12 protein-coding genes, 1 other RNA gene and 1 pseudogene are annotated in these 15,085 nt (G+C 38.7%); 2 read left to right on the top strand and 12 right to left on the bottom strand.

The features are described 5' to 3' along the window. Positions 1-98: 98 nt before the first annotated feature. From nasC to J7J00_RS16715, 3 genes are all read right to left on the bottom strand, one after another. Positions 99-2,249 carry an assimilatory nitrate reductase catalytic subunit NasC gene (gene nasC, locus J7J00_RS16725; protein WP_214792401.1) on the bottom strand — a complete coding sequence of 717 codons (2,151 nt, stop codon included), beginning with the start codon at positions 2,247-2,249 and terminating at the stop codon, positions 99-101. A 95-nt stretch (positions 2,250-2,344) separates the two neighbouring features. Next, positions 2,345-4,666: a nitrite reductase large subunit NirB gene (gene nirB, locus J7J00_RS16720; protein WP_214792398.1), complete on the bottom strand. Its 2,322-nt coding sequence runs from the start codon at positions 4,664-4,666 to the stop codon at positions 2,345-2,347. Between the two features lie 54 nt (positions 4,667-4,720). Next, positions 4,721-5,926, bottom strand: a complete 1,206-nt coding sequence (locus J7J00_RS16715; protein WP_214792396.1) for a nitrate/nitrite transporter — start codon at positions 5,924-5,926, stop codon at positions 4,721-4,723. Positions 5,927-6,660: 734 nt separating this feature from the next. Between J7J00_RS16715 and J7J00_RS16710 the strand changes: the two genes are divergently transcribed. Further along, the gene (locus tag J7J00_RS16710) at positions 6,661-7,203 is read left to right on the top strand and encodes a ribonuclease H-like YkuK family protein (RefSeq protein ID WP_214792393.1); all 543 of its coding nucleotides are present in this window, start codon (positions 6,661-6,663) and stop codon (positions 7,201-7,203) included. A gap of 157 nt (positions 7,204-7,360) precedes the next feature. Here the strand turns inward: J7J00_RS16710 and ssrS are convergent. The 6 genes and pseudogenes from ssrS to J7J00_RS16680 all read right to left on the bottom strand — a co-directional run bounded on the left by ssrS (position 7,361) and on the right by J7J00_RS16680 (position 11,925). Continuing rightward, positions 7,361-7,547, bottom strand: a non-coding RNA gene (gene ssrS / locus J7J00_RS16705) — 6S RNA. A 188-nt stretch (positions 7,548-7,735) separates the two neighbouring features. After that, positions 7,736-7,876, bottom strand: a complete 141-nt coding sequence (locus tag J7J00_RS16700) for a hypothetical protein (RefSeq protein ID WP_214792390.1) — start codon at positions 7,874-7,876, stop codon at positions 7,736-7,738. Positions 7,877-7,880: 4 nt separating this feature from the next. Continuing rightward, positions 7,881-8,470, bottom strand: a pseudogene (locus J7J00_RS16695) (Mur ligase family protein). Positions 8,471-8,716: 246 nt separating this feature from the next. After that, positions 8,717-9,970 (bottom strand): MFS transporter, encoded by a 1,254-nt coding sequence (locus J7J00_RS16690; protein WP_214792384.1) that lies wholly within the window; start codon positions 9,968-9,970, stop codon positions 8,717-8,719. Positions 9,971-10,629: 659 nt separating this feature from the next. Then, a complete protein-coding gene (locus J7J00_RS16685) occupies positions 10,630-11,511 on the bottom strand; it encodes a mechanosensitive ion channel family protein (RefSeq protein ID WP_214792381.1) in 882 nt (293 codons plus the stop codon). A gap of 21 nt (positions 11,512-11,532) precedes the next feature. After that, positions 11,533-11,925, bottom strand: a complete 393-nt coding sequence (locus J7J00_RS16680) for a sporulation protein (RefSeq protein WP_286201412.1) — start codon at positions 11,923-11,925, stop codon at positions 11,533-11,535. 656 nt (positions 11,926-12,581) lie between these two features. On the opposite strand from J7J00_RS16680, the gene J7J00_RS16675 reads away from it, so the two are divergent. Further along, entirely contained in the window at positions 12,582-13,115 is a 534-nt protein-coding gene (locus J7J00_RS16675; RefSeq protein ID WP_214792378.1) for an IseA DL-endopeptidase inhibitor family protein, read from the top strand. Positions 13,116-13,291: 176 nt separating this feature from the next. On the opposite strand, the gene J7J00_RS16670 is transcribed toward J7J00_RS16675, so the two are convergent. The 3 genes from J7J00_RS16670 to J7J00_RS16660 form a co-directional block, all read right to left on the bottom strand. After that, the gene (locus tag J7J00_RS16670) at positions 13,292-14,281 is read right to left on the bottom strand and encodes a hypothetical protein (protein ID WP_214792374.1); all 990 of its coding nucleotides are present in this window, start codon (positions 14,279-14,281) and stop codon (positions 13,292-13,294) included. Beyond that, complete coding sequence (locus J7J00_RS16665; RefSeq protein ID WP_034306796.1) at positions 14,268-14,615, bottom strand: PadR family transcriptional regulator; 348 nt, start codon at positions 14,613-14,615, stop codon at positions 14,268-14,270. The genes J7J00_RS16670 and J7J00_RS16665 overlap by 14 nt, the downstream gene beginning before the upstream one ends. 274 nt (positions 14,616-14,889) lie before the next feature. Further along, a partial coding sequence (locus J7J00_RS16660) for a fumarylacetoacetate hydrolase family protein (protein WP_214792371.1) occupies positions 14,890-15,085 on the bottom strand: 196 nt, incomplete at its 5' end.

The following is a 15,085-nucleotide window of genomic DNA, read 5'->3' as shown; positions in this document are numbered from 1 at the left end:
TTAGTCATGTAAAATCCATTTGATATGGAATGCTATGTGGTTAGGCTTACCCTTATTGAACCTAAAAAAGTTATGATGAAAGGGAAGAAAACCTCCCTTTAATTAGACGTTAACTCTACTATAGGATGTACTTTTACAGCACTGACTTTAAAGCCAGGCATTTTACATGCAGGATCTAATTCCTGTGAAACGAGGCGGTTGACATTTTGTGAGTCTGCCCAATGAAAAGGAACGAATATAGTATCATGGCGAATGGTTGCTGACCATTTGCTTCTTACAACAATACTTCCGCGCCTTGATTCAATTTTCACCAAAGTATTGTCTGGAATATGATATTTCTTGGCTGTTTCTGGATGGATTTCCATATATGATTCAAAATTTCTGGCGGATAATGATGAGCTTTTTCTCGTTTGTACTCCTGTTAAATAATGTGACATGATTCTTCCAGTTGTTAAATAAAGTGGGAAATCCGTACATGGCTGTTCTTTTGGAACAAGAGGCACATTATTAACCACAACCATTGCCGCCTTTCCATCCGAGTGGGCAAAAGACGATTCGAATAACCTTTTTGTCCCTTTATGGTCAATGGTTGGGCATGGCCACAAAATGCCTCCTTCTTTTCTTAATCGATCATACGTTATACCATAATAATCAGCGGTTCCCCCACGGCTTGCCACTCTTAATTCTTCGAAAATCTCATTTGCAGATTGAAAGGGAAAATACTCCCCTTTTCCCAGAGCTTTTGCTATATCACAAATGATTTGCCAATCATGCTTCACTTCCCCAGGCGACAAAAAACTTGCTTCCCGCAACGTTACCCGTCCTTCTAAATTTGTCATCGTTCCTTCATCCTCTAAATAAGACGAAGTAGGTAAAATCAAATCAGCCATTCTAGCAGTTTCAGATACGAACATATCCACTGCGACAAGAAACTTTAATTTTTCCAATGCCTTTTTGACAAAGTTAGCATTGGGATTTGAAACAATTGGATTGGAACACATTAAAAACATGCCGGTAATTTCACCTTCATTTATCTTCTCTATCATTTCGTATGCTGATACGCCTTTACGTGGCAAATCAGCCTCATCGATTCCCCATATTCTTGCAATATGTAATCTGTGTTCCTCATTTTCAATCATGCGATATCCCGGCAGCTGGTCTGCTTTTTGGCCATGCTCTCTTGCTCCCTGCCCATTCCCCTGTCCAGTAATAGCTCCATAGCCCGAATTCACTTTTCCGATTTTTCCTGTAACAATAAGAATATTAAGAAAATTACGAACAGTGGCAGAACCATCAGTTTGCTGCTCAACGCCCCTTGCTGTAAAAATCATTCCTGATTCTTCTTTCCCGAACATTACAGCCGCTTTTTGAATTTGGTCGCTAGGAACCCCTGTCATTTCGGCAATTTCCTCTAACTGTAAAGATGTAACATACTCTTTAACTTCGTTATAGCCATTTGCACGTTCCCGGATAAATGCTTCATCAATAAAATCCTTTTCAATAATCACTTTCAATAATCCGTTTGCCAAGGCGGCATCCATCCCTGGTTTTACTTTTAGATGTAAGTCGGCCATTTTCGTTGTTGTTGTTTCTCGTGGATCTACAGCAATGATATATGCACCATTTTGTTTCGCTTTCTCAAAGTACGGCATGATTGTCGGCTGACATTCCGCAATATTCGTGCCTGCCAAGATAATGCACTTTGTGAACGGAACCTCTGATAAGCTGTTGGTTAGGCCTCTGTCCATACCAAACGTTTGGCTTGCTGCCGAAGCAGCTGCGGACATGCACAAACGGCCATTATAATCTATATATTTTGTTTTTAATGCTACTCTGGCAAATTTCCCAAGCAAATATGCTTCTTCATTTGAAATGGATGCACTCCCATAAACAGATAATGCATTTACACCATCTTCTGCTTGAATCTTAGTGAAATTCTCCTTAATGTGGTTTAATGCTTCCTCCCATGTTATTCGAACAAATTCACCATTTTTTTTAAATAATGGGTATTTAATTCGATCTTTATGCAGAGCATGTTGGTGTGCATTCATTCCTTTAATACATAAGCGCCCCTCTGAGGTTGGATTATCTTTTCCAATCGTCATATACTTTTTTCTTGTCACTATTTTTTGTTCCAACAGCTGCATCTTACATTGCATGCTGCAAAATGGACATTGTGTATCATAGCGTTTCTCTGATTGGACCTCTTGTTGCTTCGTTCGAAAATACTTTAATAATAATTCGGTCAAGGCTCCTCACCCTTTACTCATGGATTTCTATAGATAACAATTACCCGTTAGTTTTAGACGTGCATCAAAAGGTACTTTCCACTTCGTTCTCTGACCTAAGCCATTTCCAATCGTTGAGATAGTTGCTGACTAAGTTCATTATCAAACAATACTTCTCTAACATGAATTAAACCCACTCGTTCAATCCATTGCCAAGTCCGTTCTAAATAATTGGCTGTTTCCCGATAATATTGAATAAAGCCGATGATGATTTCAATTGCTTCTTCATTTGTCCCAGCTACACATAACAGTTCACCGGCACGTACAGTACGCCCGCTGCTTCCGCCCACATATATTTCCCAGCCCCTGTCAATGCCCATAACACCTATATCTTTCGTTGTTGATCCTGCACCGTTATGCATACAAGCAGATATGCCCATCTTTATCCGGTAAGGTGTTGTTACATGCTCCAATCTTTTTTCCAAATCTACAGCAAGTAAAAGGGATTGCTTTTTATCACAAGAACAAACATGTTCACCGATACATGTTTTGACGTTTTGAACGGTGTTACCATATTTCGAACTTAACGGCATGTCTAAATCAGCCCACACACCTGGGAGATCTTCTTTTTTCACACCCATTAAATGAATCCTTTGTTCACTTGTTACAGCCACCTGGGATATATCATATTTATCTGCAACATTTGCAATTTTTCGCAAGTCTTTCGCATTCGTCATCCCGCCGTACATTTGCGGGATAACAGAGTATCGGTTATCACTTTGAACTGTTGCATTCTTTTGTTCGTTTATGAAAAGAGTTTGCTGTCTGATCTCGTACTCTGGATGAATCATCCCTAAATAATAGCTCAGGGCTGGCTGGCATGTTGAACAACCTCCTGTATTTTCCCATCCAAGAACATCCATCGTTTCTTGGACGGATGTTAAATCTTGGAGCTGCATTTTATACACGACTTCATCTTCCGTTAATGTCGTACATGAACACATTGCAGTTTGTTCATTAGCCTGATCGGAAAGATTACCTTGAATATATGCCAAAAGCTCGGTCACTGCTGGCTTACATCCACCGCAAGAACCTGAAGCCTTTGTGCATTGTTTAACTTGTTCCACGGTTGTTAATCCCTTATTTTGAACCGCTCCAATGATTGCCCCCTTTGAAACAGCATTACAATTGCAAATGATTTCATGATTTGCCATAGAAGCGATTAATCCCTCAGCCGTACTAGGTGATTGGAACAGTACATGCTTTTCTTCTGACGATACTTCTTGCCGCTTTAAAATCATATCGAGTAATCGTGAACTGACGTTTGTATCTCCATACAGAACAGCACCTATGATTTTTCTTCCTTGAAAAACCACCTTTTTATACACACCATCTAATTCATCAAAAGTTGTGATTGATTTCGTTGTTTCATCACCAAGGAAATCCCCAACAGAGAATAATTCAACTCCTGATATTTTCAACTGGGTGGAAAGGACCGAACCTTGGTATCCGTTGCATTTCATCTCACAAATATGCTTTGCCAGCACTTCACCTTGTTCATATAGGGGTTTCACCAGTCCATAAACAATTCCGTGATGTTCAACACATTCACCAACCGCATAAATATTTGGGATGCTGGTTTCTAAATAGTCGTTTACAATAATGGCACGATTTGTATCAATTCCGCTGTCTTTAGCCAACTGAATATTCGGTCTGACTCCCGCAGCCATAACGACTAAATCTGCTTCCACCTCCGTTCCATCTTTAAAACGGACGCGCTCTACACGCTCGTTACCGATTATCTCCTGTGTTTCCTTTTTTAAAAGAAAGTTCATTCCCTGGTTTTCCAACTCTCTTTGCAGCAAAAGTGATGCCGTTGAATCAAGCTGTCTTTCCATTAAATGGTCAGCAATATGAACGACATTCACTTCCATACCAAGGTTTAACAGCCCTCTCGCTGCTTCTAATCCTAATAAACCGCCTCCGATGACGACTGCTTTTTTATGTTTGCGCGAAGTTTCAATCATCTTTTGGCAATCTTCAATCGTCCGAAATGCAATGACTCCTTCTTTATCAACACCGGTAACAGGAAGAATAAATGGGATAGAACCCGTGGCAATTATCAGCTTATCGTAGTAAACTTCCCGTTCTTTGTCTGTTTTTATCTTCCGAGACTCTTTATCAATTTTCACAACCGTTTCCCCTGTAAACAATTGGATACTATTCTTCGTATACCAGCTCCTATCATTTATCGCAATATCTTCAAATGAAGTGTTGCCTTGAAGCACAGTCGACAATAAGATTCGGTTATAGTTAACGTGTGGTTCGCTACCGAAAATAGTAATCTCAAATGCAGTCGGATCCTTACTTATAATTGACTCAACGCAGCGTAATCCCGCCATACCGTTCCCTACTAAAACCAGTTTTTGTTTATACATTTTATCCCCCCGAACAAGTACTGTAACAAGCCAATATAGCCAGTAAACAAAGATCTAGATCTTAACTGAATTTTTTCCGAGTACCCACGTTTTTTTCCATGAAAGCTGAGCTAGGCCCAGGATAAGCAAAGCCAAGATTCCAACTGCGGAAAATACTAAAAATCCAGTAGCATATGTCCCAGTAATCTGTTTCAACGTACCTAGTATGTTTGGAACCAAGAATCCGCCAACACCTCCGGCAGCTCCTACAATTCCTGTGATAAAACCAATTTCTTTAGAGAATCGCTGTGGAACTAATTGAAAAACAGCCCCGTTGCCCATACCGAGAAATAGCATTCCGATGAACAGTAGAATCGTAACGACAGTAAGAGAATAAAGAAAACTAATCCCAAACATACATATTGTGAGTCCAACGAATAAAAACATAAGCAGTTTAACTCCACCTATTTTATCGGCAATAAATCCTCCGACAGGACGAAAGAAACTTCCGGCGATGACACATAATGTAACAAATTCCCCTGCCCTTATTCGTGTTAACCCATACTCATCAACAAAAAAGATGCTTAAAAAGCTAGTAAACCCGACAAAGCCCCCAAATGTTACACTGTAAAGAATACAGAAATACCAAGTGTCCGTTATTTTAAATACGTTGAAATATTCCTTGAGCGGTTTTGCAGGCGGTTGAGATGGTGCGTCTTTTGCGATTAAAATATAAATGACGAACACGACGGTTAAAGGAATCAAAGCTAATCCCATAACATTATGCCAGCCAAGAGACTCTGCAATACGCGGTCCAAACAATGTCGCAAAAAGAGTTCCGCTGTTACCGGCTCCCGCAATGCCCATCGCTAGACCCTGCAAATGGGGGGGATACCAGCGACTAGCCATAGGAAGTGCTGCAGCAAAACTTGCACCTGCCACTCCGAGCAAAATCCCAATTAAATAGAGCTCGGCTAAACTTTCTCCGAATAACCATCCCCAAAAAAGCGGAATCATCGTAACAAGCATCCCGCCGATCGCTGTTTTCCGCGGGCCGATGCGGTCAGTCAAAAAACCAAGGACGATTCGAAAAAACGAGCCTCCCAAAATCGGAATAGCTACAATCAAGCCTTTTTCAGCTGGGGAAAGTCCGAAATCCTTTGTAATATAGACACCGAGTGCACCTAATAATACCCAAATCATAAAACTGATATCAAAATAAAGGAATGAAGCTAATAATGACGGAGCATGACCGCTTTTTTTCAATTCAGATATTTTCATTTTTCATCTCTCCAATACTTTATTAATTGAATATTTGTTTATTTTACTCTTATAAAAGCAAGATTTCTTTGTTTATGTAAGAAAACATCACACACTTTTTTTGTAAGTTATTAAATGTGTATACTTTAAAGGAGTTATTGCTCAAAATTTAATAATTTCATTTCCTTTTTCTTATATAAATTGAATGATATTGTGGTTTACTTAGGTGATGTAAAGTTTAACTTTTCAGTTATGGAAGGGGATATACAAAAGCCAATAAGCTTTTTCGTAATATTCTCCTTACAAAAAAAGAGAAACCTAATGCTTTAGCTTCTCTTCCAGACTGTAGATAAACCCGACTATGATTGAGTTTGTTTACAGTTTAATTTGTCCGTTAATTTCCACTCCAGGCACTCGCTTTCCGCGGGCGGTCCGCCCTCGGCGCCATTGCGCCTGCGAGGTCTCCCTTTGACGCGCTTTCCTAAGCAGGAGTCTCGAACACCCGCTCCAATCAACTTTGATTTAACATTATGCTAGAACTCCTTATTTAAAGTCTTTTTTGTTTAAAATAGAAGAATTAAAACTGGAGGTGATATCTATTCAGCGAGATCAACTTTAAATAATGACTGCATTTTCTATTGGTTGCGGGTTCTTCCCACCGCACGAAACAAGGACCTCCTTCATATGATGTGTTATGAGCGGCATGAGATATTTAATAATTTGATTATATCCGGGGAAAGGTTGGGTGCGATAATATGAGGCAATATCCATTTCACAACATTCCATTTCAAAACCTTCAGAAAAAAGACATGTCATTTGAAGAGGTATTTGTTCATATTGTTGAGTTCATGAAATTAAATCCTTCCGGTGACTTTCGATTAATGGTCGGTACCGATTCGCAAGTACATAAAAAACATACGGTTTTCATTACAGGCATCGTGATACGGCAGGTCGGAAATGGTGTATGGGGTTGTATAAGAAAAGTGATGATTCCTAGAAGGATGCTGCATTTACATGAACGAATTTCCCAAGAATTGTCGTTAACAGAGGAGATCGTATCACTGTTTACGGAAGAAAGAAAAAATCAGTTAATCGATATTGTACTGCCTGCCGTATATCAAGGGGCAACGTTCACAATGGAAGGGCACATTGATATCGGGATTGGGAAGCGGAACAAAACCAGTGAGTTTGTAAAAGAAATGGTAGCCAGGATGGAATCCATGGGCGTGGAACCGAAAATCAAACCCAATGCTTTCGTCGCTTCAAGTTATGCCAACCGGTATACAAAGCAAGAGTAATGTCTCCAAAACATTTAATAAGCGAGAGTTCTCAACATTGGATTTCTTTAGGCTGCTCAAAATGAAAATTTTAAAAATATGGATAATTGGTACATGCAATCCCTATCGAAAACAGCAAAAAACCGGCCTCAGAACGAGACCGGCTTTAACATTAAAGATATAAGCCGCCATTGCCGTATTCAGTAAGAAAGTTTTAAACCACCACTCCTCAAAGTGGGTGTTTGCAGAAAAAATCCTGTTGTCCAAGTCAGTGACGAGGCATAACATTCCTATTTCAATATAAAACTCCCTATTACAGCTTAAAGGTTAAAACTTTATTATCATTACGAACAGTGCAGCTTGTATTGTTATAATACCTGAATTCCTCATAAGTTACAATGTTAATAATCACCATATAAATCGCCTATGACTAAAACCATTGATCAAAATAACCGATAAAATCCCCATGGTCTTTATTTTGCAGATATAGTACCGTTTCTTTGTCAGAAATAGTAGGCAGTCCGAAATTTTGTTCATACCTCTCAATTCCTTTTCATGTAATGATAATCCAATCCCCTTCCTTTCCTGCTTGCAACGCCTCCTGAATAGCAAGTGTCCAATCTGGAATACCCTTCCCATTTCCAGCAGAGTAGAAATCATCCCCATTGATAATCGCAAGACCATTTGGTTTCATTTTTTCAAAAAGGAGTAATTTTTGCCAGGAAATAATCCTTTATCGTACCGTGGAAGTCGAGATGGTCATGATACAAATTCGTGAAGACACTTCCATTATGACAACCATGTCCTGACTGGCTGCCAGCAAGGAATTCAGTTCCATGGTACCTGGAGTCGTATTATGGGAATCGACTTTGTTTCCATTGATAATATGATGTATCGTACCAATGACGGAACAGGTTACCCCTTTCTCTTCTAATATTTGCTGAAGCATATAGCTAGTTGTGGTTTTTCCATTTGTGCCCGTAATTCCTATCATTTTTTTTTGATTGCTGGGATCTCCATAAAACCTTTTGGCGATGGGCCCTAATGCTTTTCGGCTGTTCTCCACTCGTAAAAAAGGAACTTCCAATCCCTTAATATCGCGATTGCCAATCACAGCCGATGCCCCTAAACGAATTGCATCTTTAATGTAATAATGGCCATCGGACTTATATCCGGTTACGGCAACAAAAAGGTATCCCTTTTTAATTTCTTTAGAGTTATCGGTTACACCTGTGATGGATATATGTTCAACGTCCTTCGGGATATCCCCGTTTATTATTTCTTTCATTATGTCTTTAAGGATCATTAACTTTTCTCCTTTTTCATGTAAGCTATTCACCAACTTTTGAAAATTAAATGCATAAGTACCAATAAGCCCATTTTTAGTATTTACCAGTACTCTAAAAATAATTGTCAATCTAGATTTTGTTAGTTGTAATAACAGTCAGAAGGAAAAAAGAAAGAAAAGCAGCCAAAATTGGCTGCTTTTCTTATGGCTATAGCTGTATTTACGTGTTGGCACACTGCAAGATAATTACGATTGAATTTCCAGGGGTTTTGTTTCGGCCTTTTGATTGTACAATGGCAAAATGAAAAACATCCCTAGAATAAAAAAGAAAGCGGCTGTTTCAAATATGGCCACGAGTGAAAATTGCTCTTTCAGTACGCCTGCTGCACTCATGGTCAACACCATCGATCCAGTGAATAACGGGCTTAAGATTCCATTGACCCTTCCGATGAACTCACCTTCGGTCCTTTGTAATATCAATGTATTGATCCCGATCTGAATACAAGGCAGCATTAGCCCATTAAAGAACTCGGCTGTAAGTGTAATCCAAAGATTTGTTGAAAGCCCCATTACCGCTAATCCTATGGCATTCACAAGCATTCCTAAAGCTAATAATCTTTGAGGTGCCACCTTTTTGGCAAAAATCATCACACCGGCTCCACCTAAAATCATGCCAAACCCATTCACCATAAATAACCATTGCAGATTTTCCTTAGGCAGTTCCAGTTGTTCTGTAACAAGGAATATAGAGAGCGGCTGAATGAAACCAAGTCCGAGCCCGGCTGCCAGAAAACATAAACCAAGCAAACTTAGTTCCTTTTTTCGCAACACATACCTCACTCCGCTTTTCATTTCCTGCCATATCGTTGTTTTTCCGGTCTCTTCATTCAGTTTACGATCTTTTGGAAGAAAGGCGAGTGCACCAGCTGAAAGTAAAAACGCCAGGCCAGTAATCGCAATCGAAATGTTTATCCCGAATGATTGGAAGGCGAATGTACCGAGAATCGGACCTAAAACCATAAATACTGCAAAGACGGTCTGATAAACAGACATCCCCGTCTGAATTTGACTTTCTGGCAAATGCATCTTAAATAGCTTCATGCCTGATGGCTGAGAAAACTGAGAAAGTATCGCCGAAATCAAAGTAGCGAAGAATACCATTTTCCAACTGCCGAAGATAAGCGAGATAAGCACAGCAAATACGGATATTGCACTTAATATATCACACCAAACCATCGTTTTTTTTGGACTCCAGCGGTCAGCAAACGTCCCTCCAATAAATGAAAAAATAAAAATGGGCGCGAATTCCGCTACTGATATCATGGAAATGGCAAAGGCATCCCCGTTTGTCTTTTCCATGACGAATAGCAAAACTGCAAAGTTCCGTACCCATATCCCTATTTGTAAAAACAAGCCTGAAAAGATAATGGCCCGGAATACCCGATTTTTAAATATGTTAGGTTCCTTATTACTCAATGTTACGGATGTGTTTTTCCCCAATATAAAAACCTCCTGTGAGATATCTGGACAGGAGGCAGTACAATACAAAATTAACAGAGCAAAATATCCCTAATGGACGGAACACAATGCTCTTTGTTTGTATTTTAATGTACAGACTAATCCTATCCAGAAAAAAGTTCGTATTTAGCACGCATTTTTTTCTTAAAGAATAGGATTAAATGATCATTGTTTAAAGGTCACCCTTCCATTTTATGTTAATTTCATAATAATCTATTTAATCTGATAAATCAAGGTGAAATCCATAAAAATAACCCATTTTTTTGGGCAGGCTTGTTCGACGTATTGTATAAAAAACGGACTTCCTTTAAAAGAAGCCCCAGACTGTAGACAAACTCAAAGAAAAGCGAGTTTGCCTGCGGTTTTTTATTAAAAAATGTTCCATTTGATTTTAGAAATCCGCTCCCTTTCCGCCGACTGTCTGCCAAGCCTCCTACCCGTTAACGCCTCGAGGGCGGACTGCCCGCGGAAAGCGAGTGCCCTACGTTCCAATCAACGTTCAAATACTTTCTTTAAAAAAGTATTTGAATATCCGTTATTTACCATTAATCGCTAGTTACGCTCTCTGCTCTCTGTTATCTTCTCCATCATTTTTTCATGACCTATCCCGGAATCACCTCAAGCAATTGTGTTTTTTCTTTTCAATTCTCCAATATACGTTCATGATTAGGATTGCCCTGAACAAGCAAATGAGCAGATGGCATTATAATTTGATGCTCATGTAAAGCTGTCATCATTTCAAACCTCACACTTCTCGCTGTTTCAAAGTAATGTTCAGGATTAACAAGTCCTACTAAGCATAGTTCATAACCAACATATTTAAGATTCGGATTTAAATCAGTGATGCCAATATATCTAAAATCCTCTTCAGGTGTACCATCCTCTAGCCTTAGAAGTGTTTCACCATACTTTTCATTGCAGATAAGGCATATATCTTCCAACAGCCGTTTTACCTTTTCAGGATTTTCTTGGTAACTTACTGTAATGCGTTCAATGATTCGCATTCTCCCTTTATTAAAATTTTGAATCGTCCTGATTTCACTGTGTGGGATTGTCAGTAATTTTCCTGACCATTCCCTGATCTGCATGAACCGGATACCAATTTCCTCAATCGTCCCAGAACTTGTCCCATTGAATGTCACAAAATTCCCCACTCGGAATTCATTATCTGATAGCCTTACGAATCCCAATAGGATATCCTTAAGCATTTGCTGAGCGGCAAATCCGATAACGACCCCTAAAATCCCAGCTCCAGCTAAAATTCCTTTTAGGTCTATAAACTGTCCAATCAAATAAATAAGGAAAAGCGCGGAAATGCCGTACCTAAGAGAAGAACGAGTAACCCCCTGTATCGTTTTTTCGACTTCTTCCTCAAAAAAATTGGACCTTTTAAAGAACCATTCAACCATTTTATTCAAAATATAATAAACCGCCAATAACAGTAAAGCTAATATAAAAAGCCTCAATAATAAAAATTCTTCTAAATAATCCATAGCAAGCTCAGTAAATTTCAAGATATTCATGTTTCCACCTCCATTACCACTTTATTCAGAATCGATTAAAATCCAGTCATCATCCTTCCCTATTATCCCTTTATCCAGTATTAGTCTCGTTTTAAGGCGATAGGAAACCCCTCGCTTATAAGGTTCCTTCAATATAGGCAGACAAAAGTTAAAAGGAATTTCATTGCTTTCCCCTGAATTTATCTCTCTTGAAGACAAAATGGTGCTCGTTTTAAGGATTTCGTCGATTCCGGTAGAATGAGTATCCATAATTAAATCACATTCGATCCTTCTTATTCTTTGCGCAAGGGTACCACCCTTAATCAAGAAATATCCATTTATGCATTCACCAGATTTATACGTGTTTTTCGGAAGGATTAAATCTATTTGTGCAGAACCTATCCCTAAAAGTAACAAAGATTTTCTAAGTATCAAAGAATACACTCCAATTATTTATTTATTTGTAATTCTACTATTCCCAATATATTTATACATTTCCCTAAGGGCTGCATTATCCTGCACAAAAAAACCTTTACCATTTTGGTAAAGGTTTACTAAAAATAAATAGACCTTTACCAATAGGTAAGGTCTGGCTAACAACAATATGCTGCCAACAACACCGAGAGCAAAGAGCTCCGTAATGACGACATTGTTGTAAAAGCTACTCCCCTTTGGAGAATGTATTCAAGTATATAATTTATAATACGGTAGGATTAGAAAGTTTGTCAAACCTTTATATCTTATTATTTTCCGGCTCTGCCCGGGAAATTCGGGTTCTTTGTACATATCTTGATATTAATGAAAATATAATGAATTAACTTGTCCCGTTATTGCAAAAGAATTAACTGCTGGGTTTTAAATAGGCCAGTTGGTGGAATAAGTATGTAACAGCCAAGTCCTTACAAATGGGTGAACGCTCCATTCAAAAAGAATAAAGTGAACAAACTATGTATATATCAAATTTTTTTTAAAAAATTAACAAGATTTCTCTTTTACTTATGCCGATCATGTTGTAATATAAATGTAACAATTGTAATATTAATTAAACTTTCGTTACATAAGTATCCTAATAGGGATTGGGGAGATAAAATATGAAAAAATTTTCAGGTGTGCTTTTATCCATTATCATTCTATTTTTCACATTAAGTGGTCAGGTTACCGCAAAAACGACATCACAGAATTTGTCTGACGCAAATGCATTAAAGATAGCCGATAATGCCAGCAAACATTTTTGGAATGCATTACATGGGTACAAAACCCGTTCATGTTCACAAAAAACCTTCAATTATAAAGGGACAGAGTATTCATACCTTTGCCAAGAGTTTAATACAAAAGATAAATTGACTACCTACTTAGCAGAGACATTTACTAATAATGCAGTTGAAAAAGGGCTGAACAAATATAGTTACATTACCCATAAAGGGAAATTAGCCCGTCCAATCGGAGACGGCGACAGCATGTTAGAGTGGAGAAAAGCAAAAATTAAATTGGTTTACCAAAAAACTAACGTTAGATCCTACAATTTAACTGTACCTACAGTCGACGGTGACTCAGTAAAAAGAACAGTTACCTTTTATAAGTCCGGATCCACTTGGAAGGTTAATCAGTTCGATGCAGTTCAATAAAAAAATGGTTTAAATGTATCGCCTCATATGCTGTATAGTTAGTTAAAAACTATATTTCATATGAGGTGTTTTTCTGTTTTCCATTGTAATTTGAGAAATAATCTTACAGACTTGTAACAGCTCACTTTTCACTTCAGGGAACTTTCAAACAAAAAAACACAGCTAGATGCTGTGCCTTAACGGATTTTTGCCTTACGGAAGCCTTGATAGGAATCGTAGACGGCAAAAAAGATGGAGATGAGTATAAGCCCCCAGTAAATCGAGGTTTTCCATTCATCGTTTGAAAATAGTGTTTTTTGGTACGCAATGAATTCCGGGTTCAATAAATCAGGATTACTGATGATGATGATGAAAGTCAGAGTGGATAACAGCTGGTATATGGCATGAAATAAAGCTAGTTTCAGGGTCCATCGCCTTAAAAATAATTTATAAATCGCCAAGAGCACCCCAATGATGACGACGCATGATACCAGCAGCCAATAGGAATTCAAGACGTCTTGATTGAAAGAAGGTGTCACGAAAATGAGACTGCCATTTCTTTTTTCATAGACTCCTAAGAGGTTTGCTGCATTGAAATAAAGGGCCGCGAAGACAGAAAGACCTAACAAACTCGCAAAAATTTCAATCATAGGAACCGCTTTTTTCTTTGAAATGTTCGGAATATCTTTTAGGTTTTCCGGTGTCCATGGTTTCAAGTCTTTTGTTAAAGGCGACTGGTCTTTTGAAGTATCCACGCGTTCTAAAATGGCAAATGAAATCGTTAACCAGAAAAACACTTGTATACCTGTACTGATGATACCCGCAATCCCTTTCCCGATTATTATTAAAATTGCGTCCACAACCGTATTCCCCATATCCCGAAAAGGATTATCCCCTATTAATCCAATCAGTGAAATGACTGCAGCGATTGGTAAAATCATTTTCAACAGACAGATATAAACATCAAAATAACGCGGTCCAATCAGATGCATCGGCCGATCGCGATAACGACTTGCCAGTGTAACTGGATCTCCTAATTTTAAAAGAACGGATTTCACGTCTTGCTCCGTATGATCCACCGGAAGCATATCTCCGATTGTAGATTGAAGCTCAAGCGCAATATCCTCCCGGTTTTTTTCTGGCAGCCTGCGGGTCACTTCCTGAATATAAAGTTCAATCAGCTCCATCTTCTCCCTCTCCTTTTAATAATATATAAAGCTCTTGAGAAGTTTTTTCCCATTCTTCCTTTAACTGAGTGAATATTTCTCCCCCATAATCACTTAAAGAATAGTACTTGCGCGGCCTACTTTCAGAAGTATCCCAGCTGCTGGTGACCAATTCTTGTTTTTCCAGGCGACGAAGCAAAGGATATAAAGTACTTTGATCAATGGTAATTCCCGACTTCTCTAAACGCTGGACAAGCGAGTAACCATACTGAGGGGTTTTGAGCTGACTTAGAACAGCTAACGTCAAAGTGCCTCTGCGCAGCTCAGTGGTTAATGAATTCAGTAAAGTGCTCATCCAATCACCTCTTCTCTATACTATGTGACGTACACCATATCTTATACTATGCATCATACACTATTTTAGTTCTTACAACACCATAAAAATGAAAATATATTTTTTTAAAAGCATAAAAAAGAGAAGCGTTTCACGCCTCTCCGTTTTTCCTTTATTAATATCACACAAGAATGACCCATAATATCATCGTCGTGATAATTGAACTACTCCTTGTATTAAGGTTGCGATCGTTTGAGCTTTGTAGGCATCCGTCACTTTCAAATGCTGGCAAATCTTACTGAACATCATTACTTAATCGACCGATGTTCTCGACTTCAACAACGACCTCATCCCCCGACTTGATCGGGCAGCTGCCAGATGGTGAACCCGTAGCCAAAATGTCACCTGGCTCCAGTGTCATTACCTGTGAAAGCCAGCTGATTAGAAACGGAATGCTTAGAGACATTTCATTGGTATTTCCGTCTTGGACA

This window comes from Bacillus sp. ISL-4 (genome assembly GCF_018613275.1).
GTDB classification, from domain to species: domain Bacteria; phylum Bacillota; class Bacilli; order Bacillales; family DSM-1321; genus Peribacillus; species Peribacillus simplex_E.
The sequence above is the reverse complement of the archived record's forward strand: the minus strand, read 5'-3'. Positions and strand labels throughout refer to the sequence as shown.